Here is a 15,349-nt window from a genome sequence, read left to right on the forward strand (position 1 = left end):
AGGTTGTTCCCCCTTGCTCCGGTGGTATGATAGCAGCCCTTAACTGTTGGGGCCTGTAGGCTCCACCCAACGATTGGAGAGCACTATGAGCGAGCATATCGTAAACGTCACCGACGCAACGTTTGACGAAGAAGTATTACAATCTGATCTACCCGTACTGGTAGATTTCTGGGCAGAGTGGTGTGGCCCATGCAAAATGATTGCACCGGTTCTGGATGAACTCGCCACTGAGTATCAGGGCAAGCTGAAAGTCTGCAAAGTAGACGTTGATGCTAACCCCGACGTGCCACCCAAGTTTGGCATCCGCGGTATCCCAACCCTGATCGTATTCAAGGGCGGCAATGCTGAAGCGACAAAAGTGGGCGCACTGTCCAAGTCACAGCTGACCGAATTCGTACAAGAAGCCCTCTAAGAAAGCTGCCAGTGGTAACAAAGTGGGGGCCGGTCTGCCTGCCCCCACTGTATTACCTCAGTTCTTTCCTACCAAAAACTTATAGACGAGTACCGTGGGCCGTGCTACATTCGATTCCGCTGCACATTTCCGTGCCGCAATAATAAACCCGCTGTTCTATTAAATACCGCTTAGATATCTGTCCACACGGGCTGGGCCTACCGTTGTATCGGTGCGCAGCGGCTTACTGACTCCCTTTTCTGAAAATCACTCCTACACTCTATGAATCTTACTGACCTTAAGACCAAATCTACTCAAGAACTCATCGATATTGCCAAAGAGATCGGCCTAGACAACATGGCCCGGTCGCGCAAACAAGATATTATTTTCGCGATTCTCAAACGTCACGCCAAAAGCGGCGAGGACATTTATGGCGATGGGGTGCTGGAGATTTTGCAGGATGGTTTCGGCTTTCTGCGCTCCGCTGACAGCTCTTACTTAGCGGGCCCGGACGACATTTACGTTTCACCCAGTCAAATTAGACGCTTTAACCTGCGCACAGGCGATAGTATTTCCGGCAAAATTCGCCCGCCCAAAGACAGTGAGCGTTATTTCGCCCTGCTCAAAGTTGGCGAAGTTAACTTCAACAAGCCGGAAAACTCAAAAAACAAAATCCTCTTCGAAAACCTCACCCCACTGTTCCCTGACGAGCGCCTGACGCTAGAGAAAGGCAACGGTAGCTCTGAGGATTTGACGGGCCGCGTCATCGACCTTGTCGCGCCAATCGGCAAGGGCCAGCGCGGCCTCCTGGTAGCACCGCCCAAGGCCGGTAAAACCATCATGATGCAGAACATCGCGCAAGCCATTATCAGTAACAATCCCGAGTGCTATATCATCGTATTGCTGATCGACGAGCGCCCTGAAGAAGTGACAGAAATGCAGCGCTCAGTGGGTGCTCGCGGCGCCGAAGTTGTCGCCTCAACCTTTGATGAGCCGCCCTCGCGCCACGTCCAAGTGGCTGACATGGTGATCGAGAAAGCTAAGCGACTTGTAGAGCACAAGCGCGACGTGATTATTCTACTCGACTCCATCACTCGCCTAGCCCGCGCCTTTAACACAGTGGTTCCGAGCTCCGGCAAGGTACTAACCGGTGGTGTAGACGCCCACGCACTGGAGCGCCCCAAGCGCTTCTTTGGCGCCGCCCGTAATATTGAAGAAGGCGGCAGCCTGTCCATCATTGCCACCGCTCTAATTGATACCGGCTCCAAAATGGACGAGGTGATCTACGAAGAGTTCAAGGGCACCGGTAACATGGAATTGCACCTGGACCGCAAGATTGCCGAGAAGCGAGTCTACCCCGCTATCAATATCCGCCGCTCCGGTACCCGTCGCGAAGAGCTTCTCACCGGCGAAGAAGAGCTGGCAAGAATGTGGATTTTGCGCAAGCTACTGCACGGCATGGAAGACTCTCCCGCTATTGAGTTCCTCTTGGATAAACTGAAAGACACGAAGACCAACGATGAGTTCTTCATGTCGATGAAGCGCAAGTAAAGAACCTTTGTGCAGCGTCTTGTGGCGTTGCACCCGCTTGCCACAACAGTTACTGTCGCAATCACCCTTAAGCTACAGGCTGGCTCCCATTGAAATACTCTGATTTACGCAGTTTCATCGCTATGCTGGAAGAGCGTGGCGAACTTAAGCGCATCCAGGCAGAGGTGGACCCCCACCTTGAAATGACCGAAATTGCCGACCGCACTTTACGTGCTGGTGGCCCTGCGCTGCTGTTTGAAAACCCCAAGGGCTACAGCACTCCAGTGCTAGCCAATCTCTTTGGCACTGAGCGGCGTGTAGCCTTGGGCATGGGCGCCGAAAGCAGCGAGTCATTGCGCGAAATTGGTGAAGTTCTCGCCTATCTGCGCCAACCCGATCCGCCCAAGGGCATGAAAGATGCCTGGGACAAAGCCCCGCTGCTCAAGCAAGTTATGAACATGGGCACCAAGGTGCTGCGCAACCCTCCTTGCCAATATCACGTCAAAGAAGGCGCCGATGTCGACCTCCACCAACTGCCTATTCAAACCTGCTGGCCCGGTGATGCCGCGCCGCTGATCACCTGGCCCCTAGTGATTACCCGCGGGCCAAATAAAGAGCGACAAAACCTCGGCATCTATCGCATGCAGTTACTGGGCCGCAACAAGCTCATTATGCGCTGGCTGTCCCATCGCGGTGGTGCACTGGATTTTCGCGACTGGCAACTCAAAAACCCCGGTAAACGCTACCCTGTCGCCGTGGCTCTCGGTGCAGACCCGGCTACGACTTTGGGAGCTGTGACACCAGTGCCCGATAGCCTGTCTGAGTACGCCTTTGCCGGCTTGCTACGCGGCAGTAAGACAGAGTTAGCGGAGTGTTATACCCCCCTGTGCCGCGAGCACGGACTACAGGTACCAGCCACTGCCGAATATATTCTTGAAGGCTATCTCGAGCCGGGCGAAATGGCTGATGAGGGGCCCTTTGGGGATCATACTGGCTACTACAATGAAGTAGACCGCTTCCCAGTGTTCACCGTCGAGGCGATCACCCACCGGGAAGATCCGATCTATCACAGCACCTATACTGGTCGGCCACCCGATGAGCCCGCGATATTGGGGCTGGCACTAAACGAAGTCTTCGTGCCTATTCTGCGCAAGCAATTTCCAGAGATTAGCGACTTTTACCTACCCGCCGAAGGCTGCTCTTATCGCATGGCAATTGTCACTATGCGCAAGGAATACCCAGGGCACGCAAAGCGAGTCATGCTGGGAGTCTGGTCATTCCTGCGCCAGTTTATGTACACCAAATTTGTGGTTGTGACTGACGACGATGTCAATGCCCGAGACTGGAATGATGTGATCTGGGCCATCACTACTCGCATGGACCCGCGCCGTGACTGTACCTTTATCGACGACTCGCCGATCGACTATCTCGACTTCGCCTCCCCGGTTTCCGGCCTCGGCTCAAAGCTTGGCATGGATGCTACTAACAAGTGGCCCGGAGAAACTACTCGCGAGTGGGGCGAGCCCATTGTGATGGATGCCGCAGTGAAAGAGCGAGTAGACCAAATGTGGGAAGAGCTAGGGCTGAGTTAAGCCTAAACTCAAAGACTCAACAGGCACTAAGCACTGAGTGGCTGAGACACTTTGGCTGCTAAAACAGCAGCCAAAGTAGCCGCGAGCTGAGATTGCCTCAGCTCAATTCCAACTGATGACTATAAGTACTGGGCTGCGGCATTGGCAGCTCCGGCAGCTTCACATCGCGCAGCAAGCCCTCTTCATAGTAGCGCGCGCTAACTTTAGGCTCACCCAGCGCCCCCAACAGACGCCCCAATTCAGCACACACCTCCGGCGTCTGCTGCAACTGATAGCAGCTTTCGAAGTAGTCTCGCGCCTTGCCCCAGAGCTGATTGCGAGCCGACAGGCGGCCCAAGCAAAGCAAAAGCTGCGCATCTTGGGGGTGATCCCCGAGCCAAGTTTCAGCTTGAGCTAACTGCTTACTCTGGCTATCGCTGTGCACAAAGGCAAACAAGCGCACCAACTCACTGTCCCACTGCCGTTTCAAAGTGCTTATGCAAACTTTTTCTGCCGTTTGATGATCGTCCCGGGTGATCAGCAGTGCCACATAGGCACGCAGTAAGTCTGGATCGCGCTTCCAGGTTGAAGGCAGCGTCTGCCAGCATTCGTTTAAAGCTTTGGCAGCGTTATCTTCGCGCTCTACACTGTGCTGTAACTGACGCATATAGACCTTGCGACTTAAAGACTGCAGCTCTTCAGCTGGCAACACCCCATGGCGCTGTAGCTCTGGCAATAAAGCAACCAAATTATCCCAGTCTTCTAGACCAAGATATGCTTGCTGCAACAAACGCAGCACATGTGGGTGGCGGTTGGCGTTGCGCTTGGCTCGCTCTAGGGTAATAACAGCCTGTTCATATTGCCCGGCTTGCAGCCTCATTTCAGCTTGGGTCAACTCTACTGCAACCCCTGCTTGCGCATCAGTACGCTCCGCTTCACTCAGGTATTTACGCACGGCATCTTGGTCGCCGAGTTGATAACTCGCTCGAGCAGCAACCAAGTAGTTAAGCAAAGGCGTGTCACTGTGCCGCGAACCGCGCAGCAACTGGCGTCGAGATCTCTCCCAATTACCCTCAATAAAGTTAATTAAGCCTCGATTGGTCAACTGCGCCGACTTTTGGCTCTTGCGATTGCTGAACCAATTGAGCACTGTCACCTGACCGGCAAACAGTTTGCGCAATAAACGTATGACGCCATAGAGCAAGAGTGTAACTATCAGCAACAGCAGCAAGCCCACCCACAAACTGGTCTCCAGTGTGTAGTGGCCATAGGCTAATAAGATGTATCCAGGGTCGGTTTCAATTAACGTGACCACTGCCACCCCCAATAAGAGGGCGATCAAAATCAAGCCAAAGACTTTACGCATGGCTTATTCGCCTTTCTCTTGAGCTCGCTGCGCGCGGACATCCACGGCCTGCGACAGGGCATTTAATGAACGGGAGATATCCGGCAGCGATACCTCTATGGTCTCTGCAGCTAAGCTTAGCAGCTCCTCATCCATCGCTTTGGCAGCTTGAGCGTCGGACTCGGAGAACTGCGACACCCAGTGCCGCGAGCGCTCTAAGCTTTCGCGGTACAGGCGCGAGTTACTCGACAATAAGGCCACCTGAGCCTGCTCAAGTAGCATTCGCAAGTTCTGCCGCACTAGGCCTTCCCACTGTGGATCCATCAACACCTCCATAGGAGTCTCGCGCCGACGAATAATCACGTAGTCAGAAATTTTTTCTAGCGCCGCCTCATAGCCTTGATGCAAACGATCACGCCAGTTCTCCGCCGCTGCCGGCTGCAGCCGCTGCTCTGCTTCTGGCAATTCAAAAATTGACAGTTCCAGGGCCGCTTCACTTAAGGCCGAGAGACGCAGATACAAACCTTCAGTATCAATGCGAGGCACGCCGCGCAGGGCGCTCAGGTCAGAGGCAATGGCCCGGCGCACTGGATAGAAAGTGGTATCTTCTAATTGGCGCAAAATAGTATCGGCACTGCGCATCAAGGCTTGGGCGGATACCGCATCGCCAGTCATAATCAAGCGCTGATTGGCGAGGCGCAGCAGGTACTCAACCTCTGCCACCTGCCAGCCTTCGCGGTCGCTAGTGCTAAAGCGTGACAGCTCTTCACCGTGGCCTGCTACCTTTTGCTCGAGCGTTTGCAAGCTGGTGGCTAAGCCCTGCAGTCGAGTGGACTGCTGCTCAATGCGCGGCGCTAAAGATGACAGCCCCCGCTCTAAGTCAGCCTGAATATTTTTTTCTAAGTTCGCGCCCATCGAGCGCAAAGCTGCCTGCTGCTCAGTCGCATCCAGCACTTCACGCTCAGTGACGGCCTCCAGCAACTCCATACGGTTTAGCAGAGCAGTCTCTCGGTGCTGGGCCTCCTTGAGCACCCACCACAGCGCTGCTGCCAGCGCAATGACCAGCAGCAAAGCCAGTGTTGCCAGCAGCGGAAAACCTCTGCGCTGAGAAGGGCTGGAGAGTTGCTGCTCAAAATTGTTGTTATCCGCTTCAGTCGCTTTCGCACTCAACTTTGCGGTGCTGCCGTCCTGGGTTTCGGCTGCGCCTTCTCCAGATGGCTTTTCGGGCGGGGTAGTACTGTTCTCTTGGTCGCTCACTCAAAAGTCTCCTGGGTGTTCTGCCATTGCTTCAGAGCGCGGAGCATGGCCTCATCAGAGGCATTATCAGCCACTATTAAGTGCTTAAAACCGGCTTCCTGTGCCACTGCTGCAACACGCTGCGACGGCAGCACTAAGGTTACAGCCCATAACTTAGTGGTTTCTGCCGGGCTAAGCAACGCCAAAAAGTTGCCCAAACCCTCACCACTGCTAATCAGGACCACGCCAACTTGGGCTCTGTCGAGCAAATTTGCCAAGCCTTGCGGCGGCAACTGCACCGCTTTGCGCCGATAGCAAAAAAAGCGATCCACCTGAGCACCGCGCTGCTCTAAGGTTTCACGTAAAAATTCACGGCCGCCATCGCCCTTAACAATCAGCACTCGATCGCCCTGCGGCTCGCTTAAGGGCGCCAGTTTCAGCAAGCCTTCACTGGTCATTTCTATGCCGGGGGTCAGGGGCTCGAGCCCATAACGCTTGAGTTCGCGTGCTGTACCACTGCCCACGGCATACCAGTTTATGCCAACAGGCCACTGCGGCCACTGGTTCTCCAGCCAAGGCATAGCAAAGCGCACCGCATTGCTGCTGACAAAGATAATGTGCTGATAATAGTCTAAATCCTGAATCAGGCTGTGCTGCTCAGCCGGCAGTTCTGCATAGGGCTCCAGCTCGATCACAGGCTGATACACAGCCTCCAGACCAAGCGCTTCAACAGCCTTGCCCAGAGCTGCTCCCTGCCCTTCTGGGCGAGTGATTAATACTGCCTTAGCGACCATAGACTTCCGCCAAAATCTCACCGGCACCCTGCGCCAGTAAGTCTTCTGCTACAGAGATACCCAGCGCTTCTGCATCGCTCGCTGGCGCGGTCGCTTCGGCGCGCAGCAAACGACTGCCATCGGGCTGCCCCACCAGGCCCCGCAGCCACAAATCACCGGCTTGGTTAAATTCCGCATAACAGGCAATCGGCACCTGGCAACCACCCTCTAAACGACGGTTTAAGGCGCGTTCGGCCGTTACCCTTTGTGCCGTGGCAAGGTGATGCAATACCTGTAGCCGCTCTAGCGTGCTGCTGTCGTCACTGCGCAGCTCAATACCCACGGCACCTTGTCCACCGGCGGGCAAGGACACCCCCACCGGGATCCGCTGGCGGATACGCGATGCCATCTCTAAACGCAGTAGGCCAGCTGTAGCCAAGATAATGGCATCGTACTGCCCCTCATCGAGCTTGCGCAGACGCGTTTGCACGTTGCCTCGTAAAAACTTCACCGACAAGTCGGGGCGCTGTGCCCGCAGCTGACACTCCCGCCGCAAACTGGAGGTACCCACTACACTACCGGCCGGCAATGCCTCCAAGCTATCAAAGTGATTGCTGACGAAGGCGTCACTGGGGTCCTCCCGCTCGCAGATCACTCCCAGACTAAGGCCCTCAGGGAACTCCATCGGCACGTCTTTCATTGAGTGCACAGCAATGTCCGCACTGCCATCAAGCAGTGCCGTCTCCAGTTCTTTGACGAACAGCCCCTTACCGCCAACTTTGGACAGCGGCACATCAAGCAGCTGGTCGCCGCGGGAAGTCATACCTAAGAGCTCGACTTGTAAACCTGGATGGGCTTTACAGAGGGCGTCGCGAACAAATTCAGCCTGCCACATGGCCAGGGGGCTTTCACGGGTAGCGATGATTAGAGGACGGGACATAGCGAATAACTTTCATAAAATTTGGCTGGGCATGATATCAGCCACAGGCCACTTCATCGACTCGGCAATGATTCCTTGAGCGCTTTAGCTAAGCGCTGCTCACGCAGTAGCGGCTTGAGCAGCTGCGCAATAGCCTGATGGCAAAGCTCAGCTAAGGCATCCTTATCGCAAACAGTGTATAGAAGCACTGTTGCTCAAAGCGCCACATTTCAAGCTGTGCAGCTCCCTCATGGTCGACGCTATCAAGCTGTATTTCTAAAGGCTGTAGGCGCGCGCTCAGCGGCTGTTAGCTGATATACTTAGCTCTCTTATAAGCACTGACTAGTGCAAGCTATTATCTCGCGTCGCCGCGGCGGCGCCCGTCACAACCAGGATCTAAAACCAGCATGAGTGAACAACAAGATACCAGCAAACTGTGGGGCGGCCGCTTCACTGAAGCCACTGACAGTTTTGTGCAGCGTTTCACTGCCTCGGTAGGCTTCGATCAGCGCATGGCAGAAGAGGACATCGCCGGCTCCCTCGCCCACGCCGCCATGTTGTGCAAGGTTGGCGTACTGAGCGACAGTGAACTGGCTGAGATTCAGCAGGGGCTGGCCCAAATACGTCAAGAAATCGCCGAGGGCAGCTTCAGCTGGTCAATTGAGCTCGAAGATGTGCACATGAACATCGAAGCTCGCCTCACAGAGTTGATTGGTATCACGGGTAAAAAACTGCACACCGGCCGTTCTCGCAACGACCAAGTAGCCACCGATATCCGCCTCCATCTGCGCAACGCCATCGACCATATCGCTAGCGAGCTGAGCCGCCTGCAACTGGGCACTATTGGCTTGGCGGCGGATAACAGCGACACGGTAATGCCCGGTTTTACTCACCTGCAAACAGCACAACCGGTTTCTTTTGGCCACCACCTACTGGCCTGGAACGAAATGCTGGAGCGCGACTACGGCAGGCTAATGGACTGCCGAGAGCGGATGAACCAATCGCCGTTGGGTGCAGCAGCACTAGCGGGCACCACCTATCCCATCGACCGCCAGCTCACCGCCACTGCACTGGGCTTTGATAAAGCCACTGAAAACTCCCTGGACTCGGTCTCAGATCGTGACTTTGCCATTGAGTTTTGTGCTTTTGCCGCGCTCTTACTGACCCACCTGTCACGTATGTCAGAAGAGCTCGTGCTGTGGACTTCTGCACAATTTAATTTTATTGAGCTGCCCGACCGCTTCTGCACCGGCTCTTCCATTATGCCGCAGAAGAAAAACCCCGATGTACCAGAGCTGGTTCGAGGCAAAGTCGGCCGCGTTAACGGCCACCTGATTGCGCTACTGACCCTGATGAAAAGTCAGCCGCTGGCTTACAACAAGGACAACCAAGAAGACAAAGAACCCCTCTTCGATACTATCGATACTGTCCTTGACTGCCTGCGCGCTTTTGCCGACATGGTGCCCGCTATCCGCCCCAACAAAGAGGCGATGCGCGAAGCGGCGCGGCGCGGTTTCTCCACAGCTACTGATCTAGCCGACTACTTGGTAAGGGGAGGCATGCCCTTTCGTGATGCGCACGAAGTGGTTGGTAAAGCAGTGGCCCACGGCGTAGCCAATGGGATTGACCTAGCAGAAATGGACTTAGCCACTTTGCAGGGCTTTTCCAAGCAGATTCAAGCCGATGTATTCGATGTACTGACCCTGGAAGGCTCTATCGCTGCACGCGATCACCTCGGCGGCACTGCACCAGCCCAAGTGCTAGCGGCAGCAGAGCGAGCCAAACAGCGGGTCAACGCTCGCCCGGCTAGCTAAGGGCCGAGATAACGCAAACTCGCCTGGAACATGACATCCGGCGCTGTCTCTACCGCAATATCTTCAACAATAGAAAAATCTAGCCCCCAGCGCTGGCTTAATTGCCAGCGCAGGCCGGCACTGAGCATCACTGAATCCTTAGCCAGCGCATCAATGGCGCTAGCTAAGGGCGCCTTGTGGGCGTCGAGCTGCCCTAGCAAAGACCAGCTGGGGCTAAACTGCCACTGCGCACTCGCACCAGCAAACCACAAGTCTCGCTGTTGCCGCCCCGCTAGGGCTGACACTTTAGCGGCGCGCAGATAACCCAACTGAGCGTGCCAGCTAAGTGGAGCTGCAGCCAAGCTGTCCGAGGACAGTCGCAATACAGCATAACTGTCAGCCTCGCCACTCCCGCTAAAATCAGCAAAGTCGCCTGTGCCAAATTTGTAGCCCACAGTGCCGGCCAGCGCTAAACCACCTGCACGGTAAAGGCTGCGCTGCACTGCAAGCGAGATATCGCCCAAGCCCGCGCGTCTACTGTACAGATCGAAACGCTGCTCCGAATCGGCATAGCGGTAGTTCAATTGATCCCGCGGCACGTCGCTGCGACCATTGTCAGGCAGGCCCCATAAATTGTGCCAGCGGTCGATCCCAGTATCTAAAAAACCGGCACTCTGTTTGCTATAGGGCAGCTCCAATTGCAGCTGCCATTGATCGCTCAGTGCATAGCGCGCAGCGAGCACCAGGCGCTGAGTCTCGCCGTCGAAACTGAGCGCCTCTGAAGCCCTGCGCTCTTCGATATAATGACTCGCCAGCGCGCTATGAAAATCCCACTGCCAAGTACCTGCAGCAGCGATTGCTGCTGATTGCTGGGCGGGCAAGCCAAACAAACTGGCTATAGGGCTGAGGTTTTTAACATAAAGGGGCTCTCCGGCTGCCACCCAAGTTGGGCTTAGCAAGGCCAGAAATACTGCCGTAATACGTGTCATCATGCTGTGCACCCGCTGCAAAACAAGGTCGATGATACGGCCTGCTCGCACCGCTATCTAGCGACAGGTATAATCTAGGCTTTGATCAAGGATTGGATTCCATGCGCGAGCTACTTGTCGCCCTCACCGTACTCTGCTCAGCCACTCTGCTGCAGGCTTGCGGCCAGACCGGACCACTCTACATGCCCGATGAACCCGCCAAGGTAGTGGGCAGCCTAGCTCCTACTGCTACCACCGCCGACTGAGAACAGATGATGCAAAGCTTTAATTACCGCGACGGCGAGCTCTATGTCGAAGGCCTATCAGCCCGCGCGCTCGCCGCTGAGTTTGACACCCCCTGCTACGTTTACTCACGCGCCGCCCTAGAGGGCGCTTTAAATGAATACCAACAGGCCTTAGAAGGCATACCACACCTAGTGTGCTACGCCGTCAAAGCCAACTCCAATCTAGCCGTGCTAGAAGTTTTGGCCCGCCAGGGCGCAGGCTTTGACATCGTCTCTGTGGGCGAACTTGAGCGGGTGCTAGCTGCCGGTGGCGACCCAGCTAAGGTGGTGTTTTCCGGTGTTGCTAAAAAAGCGAGTGAGATGGCCCGGGCCCTAGAGGTCGGCATTCACTGCTTTAACTTGGAGTCCGCCGCAGAGTTGGAAGTATTGAATCAGGTCGCAACTGAGATGGACAAGGTCGCGCCAATCTCGGTACGGGTTAACCCCGATGTGGATGCCCGCACCCACCCCTATATTTCCACCGGCCTGAAAGAAAACAAGTTTGGTGTCACTATGGATGAGGCGCTGCGCATGTATCAACGCGGCGCCGAACTGCCCAATATCGACATCCAGGGGCTCGATTGCCACATCGGCTCACAGCTCACTGAGTTAAGCCCCTTTATCGATGCTATTGAGCGCCAGCTGAGCCTTGTCGATCAACTACAGAGCCAGGGCATAACTATTCACCACTTAGATATCGGCGGAGGCTTGGGGGTTCGCTATCGCGATGAAACCCCGCCCTCTATCGCCAGCTACATCGAAGCCGTCCGCACAGCAATTGGCGACCGACCACTGCAATTAGTATTGGAGCCCGGCCGCTCTATTGCCGCTAACGCTGGCATTTTGCTCACCCGGGTGGAATACACTAAGCAGACTCCAGAGCGCAACTTTGCCCTAATCGATGCCGCCATGAATGACATGATTCGCCCAGCGCTTTACCAAGCATGGCTCGACATCAAGACCGTTAGTCAGCGCAGTGAAGGCGAGGTGTTGGACTGGGATCTGGTCGGACCGGTCTGTGAAACGGCGGACTTTCTCGGTAAAGAGCGGCCTTTAAACATTGAAGCTGGGGAGCTACTGAGTGTATTTGGTGCAGGGGCTTACGGTTTCGTCATGAGCTCAAACTACAATACCCGTGGCCGTGCCGCTGAAGTTTTAGTCGATGGCGAGCGAGCCCACCTAGCGCGCGAACGCGAGACAATCGAAGAACTGCTGCGCCTTGAGCATCGCCTACCCGCCGATAGCTGATAACGAATATGCAGCTTAAGTTCACCAAAATGCACGGCGCTGGCAACGACTTCGTGGTCATTGACCTGATCAGCCAGCGCTATAAATTGCGCTCCCACGATATTCGCAAGTTCGCTGACCGGCGCTTTGGTATCGGCTGTGACCAAGTTCTTGTGGTCGAGCCGCCGAGCAATCCGGACGTGGATTTTCGCTACCGCATTTATAACGCCGATGGTACAGAGGTGGAACAGTGCGGCAATGGCGCGCGCTGCTTTGCCCGTTTTGTGCACGACAGCAAGCTGACCACTAAGCGCCGTATTACAGCTGAGACACCCGCCGGAGTCATCACTTTACAGTGCTTGGAACAGCAGCGTGTCGAGGTGGATATGGGCCAACCGGAACTGGAACCTGAGCTCATTCCTTTTGCGGCAGCGGCTCGCGCCGACAGCTACCACTTGCAACTACCCGGGCAGCACTTGGAAATCGGAGCCCTGTCGATGGGCAATCCCCACGCCATTGTGCGGGTCACAGATATCGAGACTGCTGATGTCGCCGGACTGGGGCCGGCAATCGAATCACACAGTGATTTCCCGCAGCGAGTGAATGCTGGCTTTATGCAGGTGATCTCTGAACAAGAGATTCGACTGCGGGTATTCGAACGCGGTGTCGGCGAGACTCTAGCCTGTGGCACGGGCGCCTGCGCAGCGGTAGTTTACGGCAAGCTGCGAGGCTGGCTAAGCGACACCGTGACAGTTCAGCTTCCCGGCGGTATGCTCTCCATCACATGGCGCGGCCCGGGACACAGTGTCATCATGACCGGCCCCACTGCAGTAGTGTTTGAGGGCTCGATTAAAGTCTGACCTTCAGCCGTTGACACAAGCAGCGGCTAACAGCCTGATCAGGGAGAACGATCCATGCCAGCCAGCAACGATGCAGCGGCACGCAATAACGATAAAAACAACGACTCGGCACTGAATGATGAACAGGTGCGAGAGCACCTTAAAAGCAACAGTGATTTCTTCCAGCGCCACCCAGACATGCTGGACTCTCTGCAGGTTTCCCACGCCTCAGGCAGCGCCGTTTCGCTAGTGGAAAAACAGATTAGTGTACTGCGTGAGCGCAACACAGAACTGCGGCACCGCCTCAATGCCCTGACCGCTACCGCTCACGACAACGACAAGCTCTACGATCGCACTCGGCACCTGGTATTAAAGCTGCTGGAAAGCAAAACGCTTAGCAGCCTCTGCGACACCTTCGCCAGTCACATGCGCGATAGCTTTGAAGTTGAACACGCCAGCATGATTCTATTTGGCGACCCCGCTGAATCCTCTGCTCAGATACGCTTTGAAGCACCTGAAACAGTCAAGCTAGAAATTGGCGGCCTGCTGAATAGTCGCAAGCCGCTGTGTGGCGTGCTGCGAGAAACAGAGTTCGGCTTCCTATTCCCCACTGCCGGGGAGCTTGGCTCAGCCGCAGTCATGCCACTGAGTGACGCTGACGGCAATCATGTCGGCGTCATCGCCATTGGCAGCAGCGATGCCAGTCGCTATCACAGCGGCATGGGAACATTATTTTTACTGTATATTGCCGATGTCCTAGTACGCCTGATGGCACACTTACCCACGGCTAATAGCGCTTGAGATAACTGTGAGCACCAACTGCCTGGAACCCAGCGCCAGTGAGTTTATCGCCTATTTACGGGATGTCCGGCAACTCTCCCCACACACGCTCAAAAACTATCGCCGCGACCTCAACTCTTTGCAGCAGTGGTGTGATGGCCGGAATATCGAAGGTCCGCAAGCGCTACTAGAGGCCGATATTCGCAGCTGGATTGGCAGCCTGCACCGCAAAGGGCTCTCCGGTAGTAGCATTCAGCGCGCGCTATCAGCCACCCGCTCGTATTTTGACTACTTGGGCCGCTTTCATGGCGCCGAACGCAACCCAGCCATTGGCATTCAGGCACCGCGCTCTGCGCGCCGCTTGCCTCGCACTCTGGATGTTGACCAAATTGAGCAGTTCATGAGTAGCGAAGACCAGGACCCAGTGGCACTTAGGGATCTGGCCATGGCAGAACTGTTTTACTCTTCGGGGCTGCGCCTGGCCGAGCTGGTGGCGATCAATTTACAGGACATCGACCTATCCTCTGGCTTAATCACCGTCACCGGCAAGGGCAATAAAACCCGGAGCGTACCAGTGGGCTCAGTCGCCGCCCAAGCCATCCAGCGCTGGCTCAGCGTGCGCCCACACACCGCGGCGAATGAAGACGCTGCCGCGGCACTATTTACCAGCAGCCGCGGGCAGCGCATCAGTGTGCGCAATGTTCAGGCCCGACTCAAATTGCGCGGCCGCCGCAGTGGCATGCCCCAAGATGTTCACCCCCACATGCTGCGCCACTCTTTTGCCAGCCACATCTTGGAGTCCAGTGGCGATCTGCGCGCAGTGCAAGAACTCTTAGGCCACGCTAATATCTCCACCACCCAAATCTATACTCATCTGGATTTTCAGCACCTGGCCAAAGTCTATGACGAGGCCCACCCGCGCGCTCGTCGCCGCAAACCCAAGGAAGACTAAGTTGACCATAAGCCTTATCACTTTCGACCTGGACAATACGCTTTGGGACTCTGAGCCAGCCCTGATTAGAGCGGATCAGGCGCAACGTGAATGGCTGCTGCAACATCGACCAGGCACGATTGAACACCACGACCAGAGCTCTCTGTGGGAGTTTAAAAAAGACCTGTGGAAGCGCCATCCTCAACTGAGTCACCATGTCAGCCAGCTGCGCATCCAAACCCTCTACGAGCTGCAACGAGTAGCAGGTTACAGCGAAGAAGAGGCCCAGCGGGGGGCTGAGCAAGCCTTTAAAGTTTTTCTAGAGCAGCGGCAAGCTGTAGAGCTCTACCCTGAAGCACTCGAGGTTTTGGCAGTCCTCGCCAGCCGTTATCGCCTCGGCGCCCTCACCAACGGCAATGCCGATATCTATAAAACTGAAGCTGCTCGGTTTTTTGACTTTGCGTTTTTAGCTGAAGATGTGGGCGCCAGTAAACCGGCGCCTGACATGTTCTTAGCCGCACTCAAGCATTGTGACCTAAAGGCTAACAATACTATTCATATCGGCGACAGCCCTGAACACGATATTCAAGGTGCTCAGGCAGTCGGCATGTACACAGTTTGGATGAACCCAGCTCAACAAGCATGGCCGGGAGGAGAAAGCCCTCACCGAGTCATTACTAATCTGCGCGAATTACCCGAGGCCATAGCCAGTATCGCCGCAAGCTAAAGCCCAGCGCAGCCACTGTACTGTGTGCTAAACGG

15 protein-coding genes are annotated in these 15,349 nt (G+C 55.5%); 10 read left to right on the forward strand and 5 right to left on the reverse strand.

Going from position 1 to position 15,349, the window contains the following annotated elements; genetic code table 11:
- Positions 1–85 precede the first annotated feature (85 nt).
- The 3 genes from trxA to ubiD all read left to right on the forward strand — a co-directional run bounded on the left by trxA (position 86) and on the right by ubiD (position 3,513).
- Positions 86–412, forward strand: a complete 327-nt coding sequence (trxA, locus tag H2508_RS09165) for a thioredoxin TrxA (protein WP_182172201.1) — start codon at positions 86–88, stop codon at positions 410–412.
- 261 nt (positions 413–673) lie between these two features.
- Positions 674–1,942 carry a transcription termination factor Rho gene (gene rho, locus H2508_RS09170; RefSeq protein ID WP_182172204.1) on the forward strand — a complete coding sequence of 423 codons (1,269 nt, stop codon included), beginning with the start codon at positions 674–676 and terminating at the stop codon, positions 1,940–1,942.
- A gap of 89 nt (positions 1,943–2,031) precedes the next feature.
- Complete coding sequence (gene ubiD / locus H2508_RS09175; RefSeq protein WP_182172207.1) at positions 2,032–3,513, forward strand: 4-hydroxy-3-polyprenylbenzoate decarboxylase; 1,482 nt, start codon at positions 2,032–2,034, stop codon at positions 3,511–3,513.
- A 97-nt stretch (positions 3,514–3,610) separates the two neighbouring features.
- Here ubiD and H2508_RS09180 read toward each other — a convergent pair whose 3' ends face one another.
- From H2508_RS09180 to hemC, 4 genes are read right to left on the reverse strand one after another with little or no spacing between them, the layout of a single operon-like run.
- Complete coding sequence (locus H2508_RS09180) at positions 3,611–4,858, reverse strand: heme biosynthesis HemY N-terminal domain-containing protein (protein WP_182172209.1); 1,248 nt, start codon at positions 4,856–4,858, stop codon at positions 3,611–3,613.
- Between the two features lie 3 nt (positions 4,859–4,861).
- On the reverse strand, positions 4,862–6,094 hold the full coding sequence (locus tag H2508_RS09185; protein WP_182172212.1) for a uroporphyrinogen-III C-methyltransferase: 1,233 nt from the start codon (positions 6,092–6,094) through the stop codon (positions 4,862–4,864).
- A complete protein-coding gene (locus tag H2508_RS09190; RefSeq protein WP_182172215.1) occupies positions 6,091–6,867 on the reverse strand; it encodes a uroporphyrinogen-III synthase in 777 nt (258 codons plus the stop codon). Before H2508_RS09190 ends, H2508_RS09185 begins: the two co-directional genes overlap by 4 nt.
- Positions 6,857–7,786, reverse strand: coding sequence for a hydroxymethylbilane synthase (hemC, locus tag H2508_RS09195; RefSeq protein ID WP_182172218.1), 930 nt, complete (start codon positions 7,784–7,786; stop codon positions 6,857–6,859). Before hemC ends, H2508_RS09190 begins: the two co-directional genes overlap by 11 nt.
- Before the next feature lie 386 nt (positions 7,787–8,172).
- Between hemC and argH the strand changes: the two genes are divergently transcribed.
- Positions 8,173–9,579, forward strand: a complete 1,407-nt coding sequence (gene argH, locus H2508_RS09200; protein WP_182172221.1) for an argininosuccinate lyase — start codon at positions 8,173–8,175, stop codon at positions 9,577–9,579.
- Here the strand turns inward: argH and H2508_RS09205 are convergent.
- A complete protein-coding gene (locus H2508_RS09205) occupies positions 9,576–10,550 on the reverse strand; it encodes a DUF3187 family protein (RefSeq protein WP_182172224.1) in 975 nt (324 codons plus the stop codon). The genes argH and H2508_RS09205 overlap by 4 nt on opposite strands.
- A 98-nt stretch (positions 10,551–10,648) precedes the next feature.
- Here H2508_RS09205 and lptM point away from each other — a divergent pair, with 98 nt between their 5' ends.
- The 6 genes from lptM to H2508_RS09235 are packed head-to-tail and all read left to right on the forward strand — an operon-like array spanning position 10,649 to position 15,314.
- On the forward strand, positions 10,649–10,792 hold the full coding sequence (gene lptM / locus H2508_RS09210) for an LPS translocon maturation chaperone LptM (RefSeq protein ID WP_182172227.1): 144 nt from the start codon (positions 10,649–10,651) through the stop codon (positions 10,790–10,792).
- A gap of 9 nt (positions 10,793–10,801) precedes the next feature.
- Entirely contained in the window at positions 10,802–12,058 is a 1,257-nt protein-coding gene (lysA, locus tag H2508_RS09215; protein ID WP_182173425.1) for a diaminopimelate decarboxylase, read from the forward strand.
- A gap of 8 nt (positions 12,059–12,066) precedes the next feature.
- Positions 12,067–12,897 carry a diaminopimelate epimerase gene (gene dapF / locus H2508_RS09220; RefSeq protein WP_182172230.1) on the forward strand — a complete coding sequence of 277 codons (831 nt, stop codon included), beginning with the start codon at positions 12,067–12,069 and terminating at the stop codon, positions 12,895–12,897.
- A 54-nt stretch (positions 12,898–12,951) separates the two neighbouring features.
- Complete coding sequence (locus H2508_RS09225; protein WP_182172233.1) at positions 12,952–13,677, forward strand: DUF484 family protein; 726 nt, start codon at positions 12,952–12,954, stop codon at positions 13,675–13,677.
- Between the two features lie 7 nt (positions 13,678–13,684).
- On the forward strand, positions 13,685–14,608 hold the full coding sequence (xerC, locus tag H2508_RS09230) for a tyrosine recombinase XerC (protein ID WP_182172236.1): 924 nt from the start codon (positions 13,685–13,687) through the stop codon (positions 14,606–14,608).
- Between the two features lies 1 nt (position 14,609).
- A complete protein-coding gene (locus H2508_RS09235; protein WP_182172239.1) occupies positions 14,610–15,314 on the forward strand; it encodes an HAD family hydrolase in 705 nt (234 codons plus the stop codon).
- Positions 15,315–15,349 lie beyond the last annotated feature (35 nt).

The organism is Sediminihaliea albiluteola (assembly GCF_014077625.1).
Classification (GTDB): Bacteria; Pseudomonadota; Gammaproteobacteria; order Pseudomonadales; family Halieaceae; genus Sediminihaliea; species Sediminihaliea albiluteola.